Below are 19,461 nucleotides of genomic sequence, written 5' to 3' on the forward strand. Positions count from 1 at the left end.
CCGAACCCGTGGCGGCGCCCGGCGCCGACGTCGGCGCATGGGGCGCGGCGCTGCATGCCGCGCTGATCGCTGGCGCCGCGCGTCGCGTGTTCGATCTGACGCTGCAGTATTGCAATGACCGGACCCAGTTCGGCCGCGCGATCGGCAAATTCCAGGCCGTACAGCACCAGCTCAGCGTGATGGCCGAACTGGTCGCCGCCTGCCATATCGCCGGGCAGGTCGGGTTCGCCGGCGATGGCGATCAGCCGGACCGCATCGCCGCCGCGATTGCCAAGGCTCGTACAAGCGAGGCCGCAGCCACCATTGCCGCCACCGCTCACGCGTTGCACGGCGCGATCGGCATTACCGAGGAATACGATCTGCAGTTGCTGACGCGGCGCCTGCATCAATGGCGCATGGCTCACGGCTCGGAGGCGTTCTGGGAGCCGGTGGTCGGCGCGGCCTGCCTGGCGTCCGCGCATACCGCGGTCGACTTCATTCGCGCGGTGACGGACAGCCGCGCACCTTGACGCGCCGGCTGCCGGCTGCCTGCGCACTGCCGCAGCTCACGCCGTCTCGAACAGCTTCTCGTGCGTGCGCGGCCGGGCCGCATGGTCGGGCAGGGCCCGATACCCCGCCGCGAACACCAGCCGGCCCGCCGACCATGTGTGCGTGACCATCGCTTGCCCGGCCACGTCGGCGACCGCGATCACGTCCGCGCGCAGTCCCGGCGCAAGGCGGCCCCGATCGTGCAACAGGCAGGCGTCCGCCGGATTGGCGGTGACCAGCGCGGCCGCCTCGTTCAGCGGCAATTCGGCCAGGCGTGCCGCGGCAAACGCGGCGGCGATCAGCGTCGATGGCTGGTAGTCCGAACACAGGATGTGGCCGACGCCCGCCTGGATCGCGTCGATCGCGCGCATCGATCCGCTCTGGCTGCGGCCGCGCAGCACGTTCGGCGCACCGAAGATGGTCGGTAGCGCGTGGGCGGCGGCCGCCTGCGCGGTGTCGAGGTTGATCGGAAACTCGCTCATGCGCACGCCGAGGGCCTGCATCGCGGTAATGCGCTGCGGGGAATCGTCGTCATGGCTGGCGGTCGGCACGCCGACTTCGTGCGCGCGGGACAGCAGCCGGCGGACCCGCTCGTGCGCACCGTCGCGCTGCTCGGCCTTCTTCGCGGCGGCGTCCGCCGCTTCCTCGCGACTCATGCCATGGTTGCCGACCATGTAGGCAAGGTATGCGTCGAGGGTCTTGAACTGGCCCTGTCCCGGCGAATGGTCCATCACCGACAGCAGGTCGACCACGCCCTCGAGCATCAGCATCTCGAGCACCGGCACCGCGGCAGCGTCGGTCACTTCGTAGCGGCAATGGATTCGGTTATCGACGAGGCTGTGGTCGCGATATGCCGCCACGGTGCGCACCAGTTCGGCCGCCGTGTCGTTGTTGCGTACGCCGAACTGGTTATTGGCGAAGGACAGCGCATGGTAGGGCGTCGTGATGCCGGCCGCCGCGTTGCGCCGATCGACCTGTGCCACGGCGAAGTCCATCGGGAACAGCACGTTGGCGCGCGGTTCGACCTCCTTCTCGATCGCGTCGCAATGGACGTCGATCAGGCCGGGCATCACCGTGTGCCCGCGCAGCGCCACGACGCTGGCCAGCGCGGGCACCGTGGATGGGTCGGGCTCGATGGCGGCGATGCGTCCATCCTCGATCAGCAGCGCGCTGTCTTGCAGTACGCGGTCGGGCAGTACCAGGGTGACGTGCGTCAGGTAAGTGGCGGACATGTCCGGCTCCGTGTCGGTTCAGGCTGGTGCGGGGTAGGGTGCAGGTAGGGTGCGGATAGGGGCGGCCGCAACGCGCATCACGCGGCCGCGGTCGCCGGCTGCAACGGCAACAAGCGCGTGGCGACCGCATCGCGGACCGCCTCGTCGTGAAAGATGCCGATCAGGCAGCGGCCCGCGGCCAGCGCCTCGCGGATCAGTTCGATCACCACGGTACGGTTATCGGCGTCGAGCGAGGCGGTGGGCTCGTCCAGCAGCAGGATCGGGTGGCCGCCGATCAGCCCGCGGGCGATATTGACGCGCTGCTGCTCGCCGCCCGAGAACGTTGCCGGCGGCAGCTCCCACAACCGGCGCGGCAGGTTCAGGCGCTCCAGCAGCGCCGCAGCGCGCTCGCGTGCCACGTTGCGGTCGATGCCCCGCTGCTGCAGCGGCTCGGCCACGACGTCCAGCGCGCCGACACGCGGTATCGCGCGCAGGAACTGGCTGACATAGCCGATCACGTCGCGGCGCAGCTTCAGCACGCGTTGCTCGGGGGCATCCGTCAGCTCGACCCAGGGCGCGCCTTGCGCACTGGTATCGCGCAGCCGGATGCTGCCTTCGGTGGCCAGATAGTTGCCGTACAGGCATCGCAGCAAGGTGCTCTTGCCGGTGCCGGACCGGCCCGACAGCACCAGGCATTCGCCGCGCGCCGCGTCGAAATCGATCGACTGCAGCACCGGCAGCCGGATGCCGCCCTGGTTGTGCAAGGTAAACATCTTGCCGAGGCCGCGGACCTCGATCAGCGTCCGTGCGTGCTCGCCCTGCAGTGCTTGGTTCATGGTTCAACCCTGCGGAATGGAAGAGACCAGCAGCTGCGTATAGGGATGCTGCGGGTCGTCGAGAATCTGGTCGGTCAGGCCCTGCTCAATCACGCGGCCGCCCTGCATCACCAGCGTGCGGTGGGCCAGCAGCCGGGCGACGGCGAGGTCATGCGTGACCAGGATGGCGGCCAGGTCGAGGTCCGCTACCAGCCGGCGCAGCAGGTCGAGCAGGCGCGCCTGAACCGAGACGTCCAGAGAGGCGGTGGGTTCGTCCATGAAGACCAGGCGTGGATGCGTGACCAGGTTGCGGGCGATCTGCAGCCGCTGCTGCATGCCGCCGGAAAAGGCGTGCGGGGTGTCGTCCAGCCGCGCGAGGTCGATTTCCATTTTCTCCAGCCAGGCGCCGGCGATCTCGCGCAGCTCGCCGTAGTGGCGCTGTCCGACTGCCATCAGGCGCTCGGCGATATTGGCGCCGGCGCTGACCTGCATGCGCAGGCCGTCGCGCGCGTGCTGATGCACGAAGCCCCAGTCGGTACGGGCCAGCAGACGCAGCCGCGCGCTCGACAGCGAGGCGAGGTCGGTCAGCCCGGATTCGCGCATGTCGTAGCTGACGCTGCCGCGCTGTGCCGGCGCCTGCATCGATAGCGCCTGCAGCAGGGTGCTCTTGCCGGAGCCGGATTCGCCGACGATGCACAGCACTTCGCCGGGATACAGATCGAAGCTGACGTCATGGCAGCCGTGGATGCCGTCCCAGGTGCGCGTCAGCTCGCGCACCGACAGCAATGGCGTCGCGTTCATCGCGCACCTCCTGCGGCGGGATCGATGGCGGGGTCAGCCTGCGCGGCCTGGCGGTCGGCGCAATACTCGGTATCCGAGCAGACGAACATCCGCGTACCGGCGTCGTCGGTGATGATCTCGTCCAGATAGCTGTCGGTGGCGCCACACTGCGCGCAGCAGCTGGACCACTTCTCGACCGTGAACGGATGGTCGGCGAAGTCCAGGCTCTTGACCGAGGTGTACGGCGGCACCGCGTAGACGCGCTTCTCGCGGCCCGCGCCGAACAGCATCAGCGCCGGATTGCGGTGCAGCTTCGGGTTGTCGAACTTCGGAATCGGCGAGGGCCGCATCATGTAGCGCTGGTTGACGATGACCGGATAGTCGTAGGTCGTGGCGATATGGCCGTGGCGTGCGATGTCTTCGTAAAGCTTGACGTGCATCGCGCCGTATTCGGCCAGCGCATGCATCGTGCGTGTCTCGGTTTCGCTCGGTTCGAGCCAGCGCAGCGGCTCGGGAATCGGCACCTGGAACACCATGGTCTGTCCTTCGCGTAGCGGCGTTTCAGGAATCCGGTGCCGGGTCTGGATGATGCTGGCCTCGGCGGTGCGCTCCGTGGTCCGTACGCCGGTCACCCTGCCGAAGAAGCGGCGGATATTGATGGCGTTGGTGGTGTCGTCCGAGCCCTGATCGATGACCTTGAGCACGTCCCGCCGGCCGATGATGGCGGCGGTCACCTGGATGCCGCCGGTGCCCCAGCCATAGGGCAGCGGCATCTCGCGGCTGCCGAATGGAACCTGGTAACCGGGGATCGCCACCGCCTTCAGCAGCGCCCGGCGCAGCATGCGCTTGGTCGATTCGTCGAGGTAGCCGAAGTTGTAGTGCGCGTCCGGCGTGGCCCGTTCCGGGAGAGGTATTGCGATGGCGGCGGTCATGCGACGCTCTCCTCCTGCGGCTGGCATTTCAGCGCAGCTTCGCTGTCTGCGCAGGGCGATGGGGCGGCCGCCGGCGTGTCGGTGTCCGCTTCGCCTGCTTGCCGCTGTGCGCGCAGCCGGCGCAGCAGTTCGAGATTGGTCTGGAAGTCCACGTAGTGGGGCAGCTTCAGATGCTGGACGAAGCCGGAGGCCTCGACATTGTCGCTGTGGTACAGCACGAATTCGATGTCGTTGGCCGGGTTGTCCGCTGCCTCGCCGAGTTCCGCGGCGCGCATCGCCCGATCGACCAGCGCCATCGACATCGCCTTGCGCTCGTTGTAGCCGAATACCAAGCCATAGCCGCGGGTAAAGCAGGGCGCTTCCTCGGCGTTGCCGGCGAAGTCGTTGATCATCTGGCATTCGGTCAGCTCGATCTCGCCGATCGTCACGGCGAAGCCCAGCTCTTCGACGAACAGCTCGACCTCCGCGGCGCCGTAGCGGATCTCCGCCGCGAACGGGTGCGAGTTGCCGTATCCGCGTTGGGTCGAATAGCCCATCGACAGCAGGAAGCCTTCGTCGGCCCGCGCGAGGTTCTGCAGCCGCGACGCGCGATCGGCCGGGAAGGTCAGCGGTTCGCGGGTCAGATCGGTCGGCGCGGGATCGCCCGGCGGAATCGGATCGGCCTCGATCAGCTCGTCGGCCTGCAGCAGGTCGGTCACGCGCGGCATCGGCCGGACGTTGGTGCCCGGGTCCGTGGCCGGTGCGATGGCCGGGCGCGCAGCGCCTTCGGCCTCGAGCGTGAAGTCGAGCAGCCGCTGCGTATAGTCGTAGGTCGGCCCCAGGACCTGGCCGCCGGGTACGTCCTTGAACGTCGACGAAATCCGCCGGCGCAGCCGCATGGCGCCGGTATCGAGCGGCACCGTATAGCCGAAGCGCGCGAGCGTGGTGCGATAGGCCCGCAGCAGGAACACCGCCTCGATCTGGTCACCAGCCGCCTGCTTCAATGCCAGCGCGGCGAGATGCGGGTCGTACAGCGAACCCTCGGCCATCACGCGGGAAACGGCGAGCGGCATCTGCTCGCGGATCTGGGCCAGCGTCAGTTCCGGCACCGAGGGATCGCCGCGGCGATACGCGTCGACCATCCGGTACGAATTGAGGATGGCGCGTTCGCCGCCCTTGACTGCGACGTACATGTCAGTCCTCCACCAGTGTGGTGCGCGGTAGCGCGCAAATCCGCTCGCCGGCGGTCAGCAGCAGGTCCACGCCCAGCGGAAAGCCGGCATGGTTCGCTTGCCATTGGTGGCGGAAGTCTTCCGGCAAGCCGCCGACACGCAGCGTGCACGTGGTCTCGATGCCGGGGCCGCGCAGCGTCAGCGTGTCCCCTGCGTCTAGCGAAGCGACCTCGACGATCAGCGTGGCCGAGCGGTCCGGAAAGGCGGGATCGCCCTGCGCGCAGCGGTGCAGCGCCGGCACGTCATGGCCGGCCGGTACGCAGACGAACTGCGCGGCCGCGACCTCGTCGACCAGCGGGCAGCCGCAGTGAAAGCGCAGAAAACCGCCGATCGATGCGGCGACGTCGGCCGGCAGCCAGACCGGCGTATCGGGGTCGGCCAGCGTCAGCAGCAGCGCCGTCATCGCCGGAGACAGGCCATCGGGCACGCCGCAATCGGCGCTCAGCGTCTCGATGCGGCCGGGATGCGAGATCGCCTGCAGCGTCGCGCGAAAGACCTGCTGCGCGTCGTCGACGGGGTTGTCGAAGCCAGGCAGCAGCGACGCGGTAGTCTGGCCGGACATCGTATGCAAGGTCGGCATGTCAGTCGTCTCCGCGGGCCATCGTGAAGAACTCGACGCGGGTCTGCGCGGCGGTAGCGGCTTCGGTCGCGGCGCGTTCGGCCAGCGCGCGTGCCAGAGGCTCGACCACGATCTGCTGTACGCGGGCATGCCACTCGGGCCGCTGCAGCAGCGCATCGAGGACGGCCGCCTGTTCGGCATGGCGCGGGCAGCGGCCCATTGCATAGGCCACGCCGGCGACCGCTGGCTCTTCGGTGGACGCAGCGCCCGCTTCAGCTTCAAGTACCACCGCGCAGCGCGTGACCGTGATTTCGCCGAGATTGAACTGCGCGCCGGTGCCGCCGGTACGCGCGCGCACCATCGCCATGCCGGATTCCGGCTTGCGCAGCAGCCGGTAGGCCGGCAGCGGTGCCTGCTGGCCCAACTGCCGGTAGGCGCCGTCCAGCGCGTCGGTGTCCGCCAGCGCCAGAATCCGCAGCCATGCGGCCCGGGAAGCGTCGGCGCTATCGCCGATCTGGCCGCTTTCGCCGATCTTGCCTGTCATCGTCATCCCTATACGTCTATACGTTTAGATGTGAGCTGCAACAACACGGCGCTACTAGACCACGGCGGGATGACCGTTTGATGACGAGCCCGGATCGTGATCGGACACCGCGCACGAGGGCATGCGGCTCGGGCACAATCGCACGATGCGATTGCCGCTGAATGACAGCGAACAACGACCAGAGGAACAACAACGATGTCGGAACGAGAAGTCGAACGGGGTTCGGGTGTCGCGGTATGGCGCCAGATCGGGGAAGCGCTGGCCGACGACATCCGCAAGAAGCTGTACGGGCCGGGCGAGCAGCTACCGCCCGAGTCGGAGCTCGCGGTGCGGTTTGCCGTCAATCGTCATACGGTGCGGCGTGCCATGAGCGAGCTCGAGCAGAGCGGCCTGGTGCGGATCGAGCAGGGGCGCGGCACCTTCGTGCAGGAGCATGCGATCGACTACGCGATCGCACGGCGTACCCGTTTCTCGCAGAACCTTGCGGCGCAAGGCATGCGCGGCCATACCGAAGTGGTCGGCAGCCAGGTCAGCCGTCTGCCCGAGGTCGCCCGGCATCTTGGCCTGGCGCGCACGGCGCCGGTGCTGCATGTGCAGATGGTGGGCAAGGCCGAGGGCCGTCCCATCGATGTGGCCGAGCACTATTTCGATTACCAGCGTTTCCCGCAGCTGGCGGACCTGCTGCGCGACCAGCGCTCGATTTCGCGCGCCCTCGCGCAATGCGGCATCGCCGACTACACTCGCAAGTGGTCGCGGATCACGGCGGCGCTGCCCAGCGCGCCGGTGGCGCGGCTGCTGAACCAGCCCAAGACCAGGCCCGTACTGCAGGTCGAGGCGTTGAACGTCGATATCGACGGCGCGCCGGTGCAGTACAGCGTCACGCGGTTTGCCGGCGACTGGGTTCAGCTGACCGTATCGGATAACGACTGAACCGCGGCGCGAGCCGATGGCATGCTGGTCGATTGGTCTAGACATCCGTCTGTCACCTTGCCGCGCTAGCCTGCCGATTGGACAAGCCCACGAACCTGACCATGCCGGCGCATCGATACGCCATATACCTTGCCCCCAACGAGCCGTTCCGTACCTTCGGCCAACACTGGCTCGGCCGCGACGCGGACACAGGTGCCGCGGTGCCCCTGCTTCCCGAAATGGCGGCCCGGCCGGCCGAGTGGGTCGGGGCGCCAGCCCATTACGGCCTGCACGCGACGCTGAAGCCGCCGTTCCGCTTGGCCGGAGGCGCGGCCCCCGCGATGCTGGACGAGGCCATGCGCCAGTTCGCGCGCGGTCGGCGGCCGTTCGAGGTTCCGTTGACACTGCGCGCGCTGCGCGGTTTTGTTGCGTGGTGCCTGGCGGATCGGCGCGAGGCCGTGGCACTGATGCATCAGCTTGCCGACGCCAGCGTGCGCGAACTGGACCGGTTCCGCGCGCCGCCGACGCCGGACGAGATCGCGCGGCGCAACCCCGACCGGCTGTCAGCGTTGGAACGGCAAATGCTGCTCGACTGGGGCTATCCCTATCTGTTCGAGACCTTTACCTTCCATATCACGCTGACCGGCATGCTGGACGCGGAGCGGCAGGCCGCGGCGCTGGCCCAGCTGTCGATGGCGGCCGGCGCGCTGCTGGACACTCCGCTTCGCGTTGACAGCGTCAGCGTGTTCGTGCAGCCCGAGCCCGGCGCCGCGTTCGTCGCAGCGCGCCACTACGGCTTCGATGGACAATCTCGCGATGGCGCCGGCGCGGCGTACCTGTCGGCATGAGCGCGGCAAATCATGGCGTGGATGGCGCCGGCCTGTTCTATCTGATGGGCCCATCGGGCAGCGGCAAGGACTCGCTGCTGCGGGCCCTGCACACGAGACACGGCAGCGATGATCGCCTGGTCGTCGCGCATCGCTATATCACGCGTCCGGCGGATGCCAACGAAGCGTCGGTCTCGCTGACCATCGAGGAATTCCAGCGCCGCGTCGCGCTGGGCTGCATGGCGATGCACTGGCACAGCCATGGCCTGCACTACGGCATCGGTATCGAGATCGAGCAGTGGCTGGCACGGGGCATCAAGGTCGTCGTCAACGGCTCGCGCGAGTACCTGCCCCAAGCGGTGGCGCGCTATCCGAACCTGAGCGCGCTCCATGTACGGGTATCGCCGGAAGTGCTGGCCGCACGCTTGCGCCAGCGTGGCCGGGAATCGGAGGAGGCGATCGCACGGCGCCTGGCGCGTGCCACCGCTTCGTTCGATGTGCCGGCCGGTTGCCGGCTTGTCGAGATCGACAACAGCGGGGCGCTGCACTCGGCCGCCGAGGCGATGGCAAAGGCGATCGGCATGGCGCCGGCCATCAGGCCGGCGGGCGAAGCACGCTGATTGCCGAAGTCCGGTACGGCATCGGTGCCGGCCGTCCTCAGACCAGCACCTTGCGGATCTGCGCCGACAGCACGTCGATCACCGTGACAACCGCGATGATCAGGATCATCACTGCGCAGGTCTGGGCGTACTGGAAGCTGCGAATGATTTCCCACAGCACAGTGCCGATGCCGCCCGCGCCGACGATGCCGACCACCGACGCCGAGCGGACATTCGACTCGAAGCGGTACAGCGCGAACGACAGCCACAGCGGCAGGACCTGCGGGATCACGCCGTAGACGATCTCTTCAAGCCTCCCCGCGCCGGTGGCACGCACGCCCTCGACGGGACGGGGATCGATGGCCTCGACCGCCTCGGCGAACAGCTTGGCCAGCACGCCGGTGGTGTGGATCCAGATCGCCAGCACGCCGGCGAACGGTCCCAGGCCGACGGCAACGATGAACAGCATCGCGAACACCATCTCGTTGATGGCGCGCGAAGCGTCCATCAGGCGCCGCGCCGGCTGGTAGACCCAGGCCGGCACGATATTGGCCGAACACAGCAGGCCCAGCGGCACCGCCACGGCGACCGCCAGCGCGGTGCCCCAGACCGCGATCTGCACGGTCACCACCATTTCGTCGAGATAGTGGCGCCAGTCGCGGAAGTCCGGCGGAAAGAAGTCGGCGGCGAACTGCGCCATGTTGCCGGAGTCGCGCAGCAGGTCGAGCGGGCGCATGTCGGCGCCCTGCCAGGAAAGCGCCAGCATCGCGAGCACGATGGCCCAGACGAGCATGGCGGACAGGGAGGCGCGCGGCGGCCGGCCGTTGGCGTTCGGCGAAGGCAGGCCAGGCTTGGCGGTGGCGGTCATGAGGGCAATCCGTAGAAGGCAGGGGCAGGGCCGCCGCACATCGCGAGCCCTGCGTTAAATCTGATCACTGCGCGGTCACTGCGCGCTGACGGCCTTGTCGAGTTCGGCGAGGCGGCGCGACACGTCGGCCAGCCGCTTTTCCTTGTCGGCGGCGCCCAGCGTGCCGTCCGATTCGATGCGGGCTTTCTCCTTGGCCAGCTCGATCTGCCGGATCGGCACGAGCTGCGCATCGCTGGAGGGGCGGAAGCCCTGGTAGGTCAGCGTGGCCAGCACCTGCTTCTCGCGCGCGGCATCGGCGCCCTTGCCGTAGTTGACGAAGAACGTCTGGATCTTCTTCTTCAGCTCGGCCGGCAGGTCCTTGCGGTACACCATCGGATCGGCCGGGATCAGCGGCGATTTCCACAGCACGCGCACCTGTTCGTACGGGTCCTTGCCGGTGTTGACGCGATAGCGCCCCAGGTTTTCGGTATTGTTCACCGCGACGTCGACCTGCTTGTTCAGCACCGACAGCAGATTGGCCTCGTGGTTGCCGATGCGCACCGCCTTGAACAGCGTCTTCGGCTCGACCTTGTTCGCCGCCCACAGGTAGTGGCCGGGAACCAGCGTGCCGGACGTCGAGTTCGGATCGCCGGCGCCGTACGACAGCTCCTTGCCGCGCTTGATCACGTCGTCGACCGACTTCAGGTCGCTGTCCTTGCTGACGATCAGCAACGACCAGTAGCCCGGGTTGCCGTCCTTGTCGATCACCGAGGCGAACACCTCGCCGTTGGCGCGATCGACCGCCTCCATCGCCGACTTGTTGCCGAACCAGGCGATCTGCACCTTGTTGAAGCGCATGCCTTCGATGATGCCGGCATAGTCCGATGCGAAGAACGGCTTGACCGGCACGCCCAGCGTCTTGCTCAGGTCGTCGATCAGCGGCTGCCAGGCGGTCTTCAGGTTCGACGAGGACTCGGTCGAGATGAAGCCGATGCTCAGCGGCCTGGAATCCTGCGCCAGGGCCGGGGTGGCGACGATGGCCGATGCGATCAGCGCGAAGAAGGTTCTGCGAAGCATGGTGGTCTCCGATGCGGAATTGGGGTGGGGAATGCGGTGCGGCAGCGAGAAGCAGCAGGATCAGGGAGGGTGCTCACGCGGCCGCGAGGTCCATCCTGACGGTGGCCGGTACCAGCGCGCCGTCGACTGGCGTTGCAATCCGGTCGGGCACCAGGTCATGCAGCAGCTCGTCCGCTTCGGTGCCGTAGAGATCGCGCAGCATGCTCTGCGTCAGCGCCTGCGACGGACCGTCGTAGACGACCTTGCCGTGGCGCAGCGCCACCACGCGCGGGCAGTAGCGCATCGCGATGTCGACCTGGTGCAGCGACACCACCACGGCCACCTTGTGCGTGCGATTGATCTGCGTCAGCAGCGACATCACGCGGCGCGACGATTCCGGATCGAGCGAGGCGATCGGCTCGTCGGCCAGGATCACGCGGGCGTTCTGCACCAGCGTCCGCGCGATCGCGGCGCGCTGCTGCTGGCCGCCCGACAACGTCGAAGCACGTTGAAACGCATAGTCGTCTATACCAACTTGCGCGAGCGCATCGAGCCCGGCGCGCAGTTCATCGGCCTTGAAATAGCGAAGCAGGCCACGCCATTTCGGGATGCGGCTCAGCATGCCGATCATCACGTTGGTGATCACCGGCAGACGTCCGACCAGATTGAATTGCTGGAACACGAAGCCGATGTCGGCGCGGGCCTTGCGCACGTTGGCAGCCAATCGGCCATCGCGCTGGACAGCGCGGCCATGTACCAGGATCTCGCCACTGTCGGCGGCCACGAAGCCTGCCACATGGCGCAGCAGCGTGGATTTGCCGGAGCCGGAGGCCCCCAGCAGCGCCACCATTTCGCCGGGCGCCACCTGCAGCGTCACGTCGTCGAGGGCCTTGCGGTCGGCCCGGAACGACTTGCTGACGCCGCGCACTTCGATTGCATGGGTCATGTCGACTCCCTTGCTGAATGACCGGGGCATTCTGGAGCGAGGGAATGACAGAGGGATGACGCCGGTGAGGCGTTTATGTGCAACGACCGCCGGAAGTCGCCGGTTGCCTCAGCGGCGGACCAGCCAGATCACGACGGAGACGATCAGCGAAATCAGCAGGCAGGTCGCGATCGGGAAATGGAAGCTGAATCCATCGCGAACGATATGGATGTCACCGGGCAGGCGCCCGAACGGCAGACGCGACACCCATGGCCACAACAGACCCACGGCCACGAGGATCAACCCAGCGATGACGAGAACGCGTTGCATGACGGCGAGCAGCAGATCGGACGGATGAATTGGACCAGACGGTATGGGTGGAGTTTACGCTCGCCAGCCGACGTACCGGGGCCCGGTATTCGGTGTCGCTTAAATCTCATCTTAAAAATCTGAAAAAGACGGGGCTTCGCGTCCGTGTCGTAACAATTATTTACAAAGCGTCTCCCGAATATCACGGTGTGACGCATTCGTTGTGAGAATCCTCTGACATACTTTGTATCTAGTTGCTTACAAAAAAACATAGCCGAGCGCCATTTCCGTACGAGCCAGCGGCGGCGCCGTCACAAAGGAGAAACGGGATGCACAAGCATGGGGCAAACCAGGGGCAAGTCCCGTCCGAAGTTCCCACTTCGCAGGTCAATGCCGCGGCTCGGAGGATGGCGCTGTCGCGTTTCCTGCGGGGCGGCCGGCTGACCCGCTGGAAAGGGCAGCTGGTCAGCTGTCCGCCGCTTTCCCTTGATCTGTTCCATGCGCCGAGCCCTGGCGTGATGCTGGCCGTGTTCCTGTCGGCCTTCGGCATGCTGGCGAAGCCCGTCCTTGCCGAACAGCGGTATTGGGACGCGAATCAAACGGCCGTCGGAGTCGGTGGGGCCGGCATCTGGGATACGAGCACATCCCGCTGGAGCCCGAACAGCGATGGTGTCAGCGGTCCTTACTCGGTATGGAACAACGGCCTGGGAGACGATGCGATCTTCACCGGGATCGGCGGCGCGGTGACGATCGGTACGCCGATCAGCGTCCACAACCTGACATTCAGCAGCAACGGCTATTCGCTGACCGGCAGCAATCCGCTGACATTGACCGGCGCTGCACCGACGATTACCACCGATACCGGCGTCTCGGCCACCATCGGCGCGGCCATTGCAGGCACGACCGGCCTGACCAAGGCCGGCGCTGGAACCCTGTTTCTGACGGGTACCAATACATTCTCGGGGGGCGTCAACGTCAATGACGGCGCCTTGAACGTCAACAGCAATGCGGCGTTGGGCAGCGCCGGCAATGTGGTCAACATGAATGCCGGCCGCCTGGTCGCCAGCGGATCGCTGCAGGGGCGGACGATCAACCTGGTCGGGCCGTCCGCTTCGGTGGCAGTGCAGGGGGCGGGAGTCGGCGACGCGCACTACACCGGCAGTGGCGGGGTCCAGATTGGCACGGGTGTCGCGATGACCGACGACACCAATGACTTTACGGGCCAGGCCTGGTTCTGGTCGAACGGGGCCGTGGCATTCACCTCCGTGCGCGACTACGGGCAGGCGAGTTCGCTGGGCGCTGGCACCGGACCCAACGGCACGATCCGCTTCACCTCGGCGCTGCAGTACTCCGACAGTGTCACTTACGTCGGCACCGGCGACAGCTCCAATCGCGATTGGGCGATCGATCACTTCACGACTGGGTCTACCCCATCCGGCACGCTGTTCATCAATGGCGGCACGGGGGCGTTGAACATCAGCGGCAATATCTCGGTCAGCAGCACCGTGCCGGTTGCCATGACGTTTCGAGCCCAGACGGCCGACCTCGGACTGACGGGGACCATCAGCAGCGGCAGCGCATCCCGCCTGTTCCGCTTCGATGGGAGCGGCAGCAATCGCACCATCACGCTGGGCGGCGCCAACACTTTCGCAGGGCCCGCCTCGATCGGCAACGTCACGGTAAAGGCCTCCACGCTTGCCAATGCCGGTGCCAACAGCTCGTTGGGAACAGGCAACACGGTCCTGCTGACCGACGCCGGCGTCCTCAGCTATACCGGTGCCGGCGCTGCCACCAACCGTACCTGGACGATCACCGCCGGCACGACGGCCGCGACAATAAGCAACGATGGTACGGGCGCGCTGCCACTGACAGGCCCGGTCAATTTCGATGCGGCGGCCCCCACCGATACGCTGACGTTGGGCGGCAGCTTTACCGGCGCCGACAACACCATCAGCGGGACGATCGCAGGCAATGGCGATCTCGTCAGCGACGGCGCGGCGACCTGGGTGCTGAGCGGCAACAATACGCGCACCGGCAAGCTGACCGTTACCAACGGCACGCTGCGCGCGGGCAGCGCCACCGCCTTCGGCACGACCACGGACGTTCGCATCGATGGCGGCACGCTGGATCTCGGCGGTCATGACCTCGGCGCCAGCTCGCTCAACGGCAGCGGCGGCAGCGTGGCGCTCGGCGGCGCCGACCTTTCGCTCAACATCGTGACGGGTGCGAACAGCAGCTATGCCGGCTCGATCCAGGGTGCCGGCAACCTGATCAAGGATGGCGGCGGCACGCTGACACTCAGCGGCGCCAACGCCTACACCGGCACCACGCAGATCAACGGTGGCACGCTCGCACTCGATTTCACACCTGACAGCGCGCCGGCCAACAACATTCTGGCCAGCACCTCGACGGTGACCATGTCTGGCGGCTCGCTGCTGGTCACTGGCGACGACGGCGAGAGCAATTCCCAGGAAGTGGCCGGCCTGACCGTCAACGGTGGCAGCAACACGGTTGGCGCGGTGGCTGGCACCGGTGGCAGCGTCACGCTGGACCTCGGCACGATCACTCACAATGGCGGCCTGGTCGACTTCCAGGTTCCCACCAGCGGCAATATCAAGACCGACAGCGCGTCCGTAGGCGGCTGGGCGACCGTCAACGGCACCGACTACGCCAAGGTCGATGCGGGCAACATCGTCGCGTTCACCGAGTCCGACTATACGGACATGGACGACGCCGCCGCCTGGGGCGCGGGGCAGTACATCACCGACGTCGACGGCTTCTTCGGCACCGTCGGCAGCACGGTCCAGCTCGCGGGCCTGCGCTACACCGAGCCGGTGTCCACGACGGTGACAGTCGCCGACGGCCAGACGCTCGGCGTCGACGGCACGATCATCGTCGCCCCTTCGGTGGGCGCCAACGACCAGACCATCAGCGGCGGCATGATCACCGGCACCACGGGCGGCGGCATCCTCGGCGTGCAGCAGAACAGCGACGGCAATTTCACCATTGCTTCGCAGATCACCGACAACCAGGGCGCGTCGGTCGGATTCACCAAGGGCGGAACGGGCCGGGTCACGCTGGACAACGGCGCGAACAGCTACACGGGTGGAACCACCATCGCCGGCGGCACGCTGTCCGTCGACACGATCGCCAACGGCGGGGCCGCCAGCTCCATCGGCGCCTCCGGCCCGGCGGCTTCGAACCTGATCATCCAGGGCGCGACGCTGGAATATACCGGCGATGGCGATGTCAGCGACCGCAGCTTTACCATCGCACGCTCGGGTACCGTTACCAGCGCAACCATCGCCGTCACGGACCCCGCGGCCCGGCTCCAGTTCGGTGGCGTGGTGACAAGCCCGGATGGGGCGGGACTGACCAAGAGTGGGCCCGGTACGCTGGTACTGTCGAATGGCGGCAGCGATTACACGGGACCGACGACGATCAATGGCGGCACGCTCGAGGTCGGCACGCTGGCCAATGGCGGCAGCAACAGCAGCATTGGCGCCTCCTCGAACGCCTCGTCCAACCTCGTGCTGCAGGACGGCGGCAGACTGGCCTACGCGGGCGGGACGACCTCGTCGGATCGTGGCTTTACGCTGACCAATGGCGGCGGCATCGGCGTGTTGGACCCCGGGGCGGCGCTGACCCTGAGCGGCACCGCGACAGGCGGCGGCGGGCTGACGAAGACCGGGGGCGGTACGCTGATCCTGTCGGGTACGAACGACTACACAGGCGGTACCACCGTCAGTGCGGGCACGCTGCAGGCCGGCTCCGCAAAGCCCTTTGGTACCGGGCCCGTGACGGTCAACAGCGGGGCCACGCTCGACATCGCCGATATGGCGAACGTCAGGACAGGCGGACTCGCCGGCGACGGCACCTTGAACCTGGGTGTCCTGTCCACGACGCGCTACATCATGGACGGCACCGGCAACACGTTCAGCGGCATCATTGCCGGTGCGGGCGGGGTAACGCTCGGCTCCGGCGCGCAAACCTTCAGCGGATGCAAGAACACCTATGCGGGCCCGACCACGATCTGGGGCACGCTCAATGTGTCCTGCCTGGCCAACGGTGGCGAGGTCAGCGATATCGGTACGTCCGACGCCGACGCCAGCAACCTGGTACTGGCCGGTGGCACGCTGAACTACACGGGCAACAGCGTCACCACGGATCGCGGCTTCACCACTGGAGGGTGGATCGGTGTCGCGAATTCCAACACGACGCTGACGTTCCAGGGGCAGGCGATCGGCGGCGGGCAGCTTGTCAAGCTGGGCGCTGGCACGCTGGTGCTGAGCGGCAACAACACCTATAGCGGAGGGACGACGATCCAGCAGGGCACCGTGCGCGCCGGCTCCACCAGCGCCTTCGGTACGGGAGCGCTGATCGTCAACGCGGGTACGGCTGATCTTGCGAACTTCAGCAACACGGTGCTGAGCCTTGGTGGCGCCGGCAATGTGACGCTCGGCTCGGGCACGCTCGCGATCAGCCATGGCCAGTCCAGGACGTTCAGCGGTGCGATCAGCGGCAGCGGCGGCCTGGTCAAGACCGGCGCCGGCAGTACGCAAGCGTTGTCAGGCTCGGCCAGCAGCTATACCGGCTCGACGCGGATCGACGGCGGCACGCTGGTGGTCACTTCGCTGAAGGACGGCGGCGTCAACAGCTCGATTGGCGCGTCGCTGGCGGGCGCCGGCAATCTGGTGCTGAACGGCGGCACGCTGTCGTACGCCGGCACCGGCGACAGCACCAATCGCCAGTTCACGCTCGGCGCCGCAGGCGGCACGCTGGATGCATCGGGCAGCGGCGCGCTGCGCTTCACCAGTACGGCAGCGACCACCCTCGATGGCACCGGCAGCCGTACGCTGACGCTCAGTGGCACCAGCACCGCCAACAATGGCCTGGCGGCTCAGATCAGCGACGGTGGCGGGGGCACGACCGCGCTGACCAAAACCGGCGCCGGAACCTGGGTCCTCGAGAATACCAACAGCAACTACAGCGGACCGACCACGATCAGCGGCGGCGTGCTGGCCGTGACCAAGCTGGCCGACGGCAACCAGGCCAGCAGCATCGGGAACTCGTCCAGTGCCGCCTCGAACCTGGTGATCGGCAATGGCTCGACGCTGCGCTACACCGGCGCTGGCGATACCACCGACCGCCAGTTCACGCTGGACGTCGGCACGACCTTCATCGAGTCCTCGGGCACCGGGGCGCTGGTGTTCGACAACACCGGTCCGGTGACGCTGACCGGCACCAATACCGGCCGCACCATCGCGCTGGGCGGGACGAACACCGGCAACAACACGATGGGGGGCACCATTGGCGACAACGGCACCGGCCAGACCGTGCTGGCCAAGAACGGTACCGGTACCTGGGTGCTGACCGGCAATAACACCTACTCCGGCAATACCGTCGTCAACGATGGCACGCTGGTGGTCGGCAACGGCGGCACGTCCGGCAATGTCGGCACGGGCAACGTGATCGTCTTCGCCGGGACCTCGACGCTGGCGGTCAATCGCAGCGACACCTTCAATATCAACGGCACGCTGAGCGGCGCCGGTGCGCTGTCGCAGATCGGCACGGGCACCACGGTACTGGCCTCGACCGGCAACAGCATCGGCGCCACGCGCGTCGGCGCCGGCACGCTGCAGGTCGACGGCAGCCTGGCCAGCGCAACCATCGGCATGAGCGGCGCCTCGGCGCTGACGGTGAACGGCACGATGACGGGGGCCGCCGGCGCGGCCGCGGCGCTGACCGGCGATGCCGGTGCCAGCACGATCACGGTCGGCACCGGCGGCCTGTTGCGCGCGACGGGAGACCTCGGCGACGGTGCCGATACCGTCAACGTCGCCGGCACCCTGGATTCCGGCGCGACGGCATTGAGCCTCGGCGCGGGTAACGACACGCTGCGCCTCAACGACGGCGCGACGCTGGTGGGCACCGGTGTGAGCGGGGGCGCCGGCACCGATACGCTGGCCGTCAACAACGCCGCGGCGCTGACGCTCGACGGCGCCCGTGTCAGCGCATTCGAAACGCTGAACAAGCAGAACAGCGGTGTGCTGACGCTGACCGGCAATCATGCCTATTCCAGCGGCACGCTCATCGATGCCGGTACGCTGCAGATCGGCAACGGCACCACGACGGGTGCGCTGACCGGCAACGTCGCCAACAACGGCACGCTGGCGTTCAACCGGTCCGACGCGTACACCTTCGCCGGCACGATCTCCGGCAGCGGTGCGGTGAACCAGATCGGCACCGGCACGACCACGCTGACCGGCACCAACAGCTACACCGGCGCCACCAACGTGCAGTCGGGCACCTTGCTGGTCAACGGCAACCAGTCCGGCGCCACCGGCATGACTTCGGTGGCCAGCGGCGCGACGCTCGGCGGCACCGGCACCATCGGCGGCTCCGTGACCGTTGCCGACGGCGGCACGCTCAGCCCAGGCAACGCAGCGGGGGCACCCGGCACGCTCTCCATCAACGGCGGCCTGCAATTGGGTCCGAATGCCAACCTCGACGTCAATTTCGGCGAGGCCAACGTGGTCGGCGGCCAGTGGAACGATCTGGTCAACGTGGGGGGCAACCTGACGCTGGACGGCACCATCAACGTCTCGCAAAGTTCGGGAGGCAACTTCGGGCCCGGCATCTATCGCGTGATCAGCTATGCGGGCGCGCTGAACGACCAGGGCGCGACGCTGTCGCCGTCGAGCGGGCTCTCGCTGCAGACGTCTATTGCCGACCAGGTGAACCTCGTCAACGCCAACGGGCTGTCGCTGAACTTCTGGGATGGCGATGCCGGTCCGAAGAACAATGCGGCGGTCAACGGCGGCAGCGGGACATGGCGCGCCACCGGCGATAGCAACTGGACCGGGGAGGCGGGCACGATCAACGGCGTCTATGCCAACGGCAGCTTTGCGATCTTCGCCGGCGCCGCCGGCACGGTGACGGTCGACAGCGGCAATGGCGCCGTGCAAGCCTCGGGCATGCAGTTCGCCTCCGACGGTTACCGCATCCAGGGCGACGAGATTGCGCTCGCCGGCACGCAGGCGACCATGCGTGTGGGCGATGGCAGCAGCGTCGGCGCCGGCTACACGGCCACGGTGGCGTCGAACCTGAGCGGCGGTAGCGAACTGGTCAAGACCGATCTGGGCAAGCTGGTGCTCGAAGGCACCAACAGCTACGCCGGCGGCACCCGCATCGAAGGCGGCACGATCAGCATCGCGGCCGACGCCAATCTGGGCGATGCGTCCGGAGGCCTGACGCTGAACAACGGCACGCTGCAGACCACGGCCGACCTGTCGAGCGCGCGTGCGGTGACGCTGGAAGGCAAGGGCACGATGCTGACCGATGCGGGCACCACGGCGACGCTGAGCGGCGCGGTGTCGGGTGCCGGCGCGCTGACCAAGGATGGCGCT

The 19,461-nt window shown here is 67.4% G+C and carries 16 protein-coding genes; 5 read left to right on the forward strand and 11 right to left on the reverse strand.

Annotated elements, in window-relative coordinates:
* A partial coding sequence (locus B551_RS21225; protein ID WP_023264967.1) for an acyl-CoA dehydrogenase family protein occupies positions 1 to 509 on the forward strand: 509 nt, incomplete at its 5' end.
* A 36-nt stretch (positions 510 to 545) separates the two neighbouring features.
* Here B551_RS21225 and B551_RS21230 read toward each other — a convergent pair.
* The 7 genes from B551_RS21230 to phnG form a co-directional block, all read right to left on the reverse strand.
* Positions 546 to 1,760 (reverse strand): alpha-D-ribose 1-methylphosphonate 5-triphosphate diphosphatase, encoded by a 1,215-nt coding sequence (locus B551_RS21230; RefSeq protein WP_006577343.1) that lies wholly within the window; start codon positions 1,758 to 1,760, stop codon positions 546 to 548.
* A gap of 77 nt (positions 1,761 to 1,837) precedes the next feature.
* Positions 1,838 to 2,575, reverse strand: a complete 738-nt coding sequence (phnL, locus tag B551_RS21235; RefSeq protein WP_006577344.1) for a phosphonate C-P lyase system protein PhnL — start codon at positions 2,573 to 2,575, stop codon at positions 1,838 to 1,840.
* Between the two features lie 3 nt (positions 2,576 to 2,578).
* Complete coding sequence (gene phnK, locus B551_RS21240; RefSeq protein ID WP_023264968.1) at positions 2,579 to 3,355, reverse strand: phosphonate C-P lyase system protein PhnK; 777 nt, start codon at positions 3,353 to 3,355, stop codon at positions 2,579 to 2,581.
* Entirely contained in the window at positions 3,352 to 4,266 is a 915-nt protein-coding gene (locus B551_RS21245; RefSeq protein ID WP_052511452.1) for an alpha-D-ribose 1-methylphosphonate 5-phosphate C-P-lyase PhnJ, read from the reverse strand. Before B551_RS21245 ends, phnK begins: the two co-directional genes overlap by 4 nt.
* Positions 4,263 to 5,438, reverse strand: coding sequence for a carbon-phosphorus lyase complex subunit PhnI (locus tag B551_RS21250; RefSeq protein ID WP_006577059.1), 1,176 nt, complete (start codon positions 5,436 to 5,438; stop codon positions 4,263 to 4,265). The genes B551_RS21245 and B551_RS21250 overlap by 4 nt, the downstream gene beginning before the upstream one ends.
* Before the next feature lies 1 nt (position 5,439).
* Positions 5,440 to 6,057 (reverse strand): phosphonate C-P lyase system protein PhnH, encoded by a 618-nt coding sequence (gene phnH / locus B551_RS21255; RefSeq protein WP_006577058.1) that lies wholly within the window; start codon positions 6,055 to 6,057, stop codon positions 5,440 to 5,442.
* Position 6,058: 1 nt separating this feature from the next.
* The gene (gene phnG, locus B551_RS21260; protein ID WP_006577057.1) at positions 6,059 to 6,586 is read right to left on the reverse strand and encodes a phosphonate C-P lyase system protein PhnG; all 528 of its coding nucleotides are present in this window, start codon (positions 6,584 to 6,586) and stop codon (positions 6,059 to 6,061) included.
* Positions 6,587 to 6,775: 189 nt separating this feature from the next.
* On the opposite strand from phnG, the gene phnF reads away from it, so the two are divergent.
* The 3 genes from phnF to phnN all read left to right on the forward strand — a co-directional run bounded on the left by phnF (position 6,776) and on the right by phnN (position 8,936).
* Positions 6,776 to 7,510, forward strand: coding sequence for a phosphonate metabolism transcriptional regulator PhnF (gene phnF / locus B551_RS21265; RefSeq protein ID WP_006577056.1), 735 nt, complete (start codon positions 6,776 to 6,778; stop codon positions 7,508 to 7,510).
* A gap of 95 nt (positions 7,511 to 7,605) precedes the next feature.
* Entirely contained in the window at positions 7,606 to 8,337 is a 732-nt protein-coding gene (locus tag B551_RS21270; protein WP_043442027.1) for a DUF1045 domain-containing protein, read from the forward strand.
* On the forward strand, positions 8,334 to 8,936 hold the full coding sequence (phnN, locus tag B551_RS21275) for a phosphonate metabolism protein/1,5-bisphosphokinase (PRPP-forming) PhnN (RefSeq protein WP_006577054.1): 603 nt from the start codon (positions 8,334 to 8,336) through the stop codon (positions 8,934 to 8,936). The genes B551_RS21270 and phnN overlap by 4 nt, the downstream gene beginning before the upstream one ends.
* Before the next feature lie 37 nt (positions 8,937 to 8,973).
* Here phnN and phnE read toward each other — a convergent pair whose 3' ends face one another.
* The 4 genes from phnE to B551_RS21295 form a co-directional block, all read right to left on the reverse strand.
* Positions 8,974 to 9,783, reverse strand: coding sequence for a phosphonate ABC transporter, permease protein PhnE (gene phnE, locus B551_RS21280; protein WP_006577053.1), 810 nt, complete (start codon positions 9,781 to 9,783; stop codon positions 8,974 to 8,976).
* 75 nt (positions 9,784 to 9,858) lie between these two features.
* Positions 9,859 to 10,839 carry a phosphonate ABC transporter substrate-binding protein gene (gene phnD, locus B551_RS21285; protein WP_023264970.1) on the reverse strand — a complete coding sequence of 327 codons (981 nt, stop codon included), beginning with the start codon at positions 10,837 to 10,839 and terminating at the stop codon, positions 9,859 to 9,861.
* Positions 10,840 to 10,912: 73 nt separating this feature from the next.
* Positions 10,913 to 11,764, reverse strand: coding sequence for a phosphonate ABC transporter ATP-binding protein (gene phnC, locus B551_RS21290; RefSeq protein ID WP_023264971.1), 852 nt, complete (start codon positions 11,762 to 11,764; stop codon positions 10,913 to 10,915).
* Positions 11,765 to 11,872: 108 nt separating this feature from the next.
* Positions 11,873 to 12,073: a DUF2905 domain-containing protein gene (locus B551_RS21295; protein ID WP_023264972.1), complete on the reverse strand. Its 201-nt coding sequence runs from the start codon at positions 12,071 to 12,073 to the stop codon at positions 11,873 to 11,875.
* Positions 12,074 to 12,459: 386 nt separating this feature from the next.
* Here B551_RS21295 and B551_RS21300 point away from each other — a divergent pair.
* The coding region (locus B551_RS21300) for an autotransporter-associated beta strand repeat-containing protein (RefSeq protein ID WP_023264973.1) at positions 12,460 to 19,461 on the forward strand (7,002 nt) is incomplete at its 3' end.

Source organism: Cupriavidus sp. HPC(L) (assembly GCF_000307735.3).
Taxonomy (GTDB): domain Bacteria; phylum Pseudomonadota; class Gammaproteobacteria; order Burkholderiales; family Burkholderiaceae; genus Cupriavidus.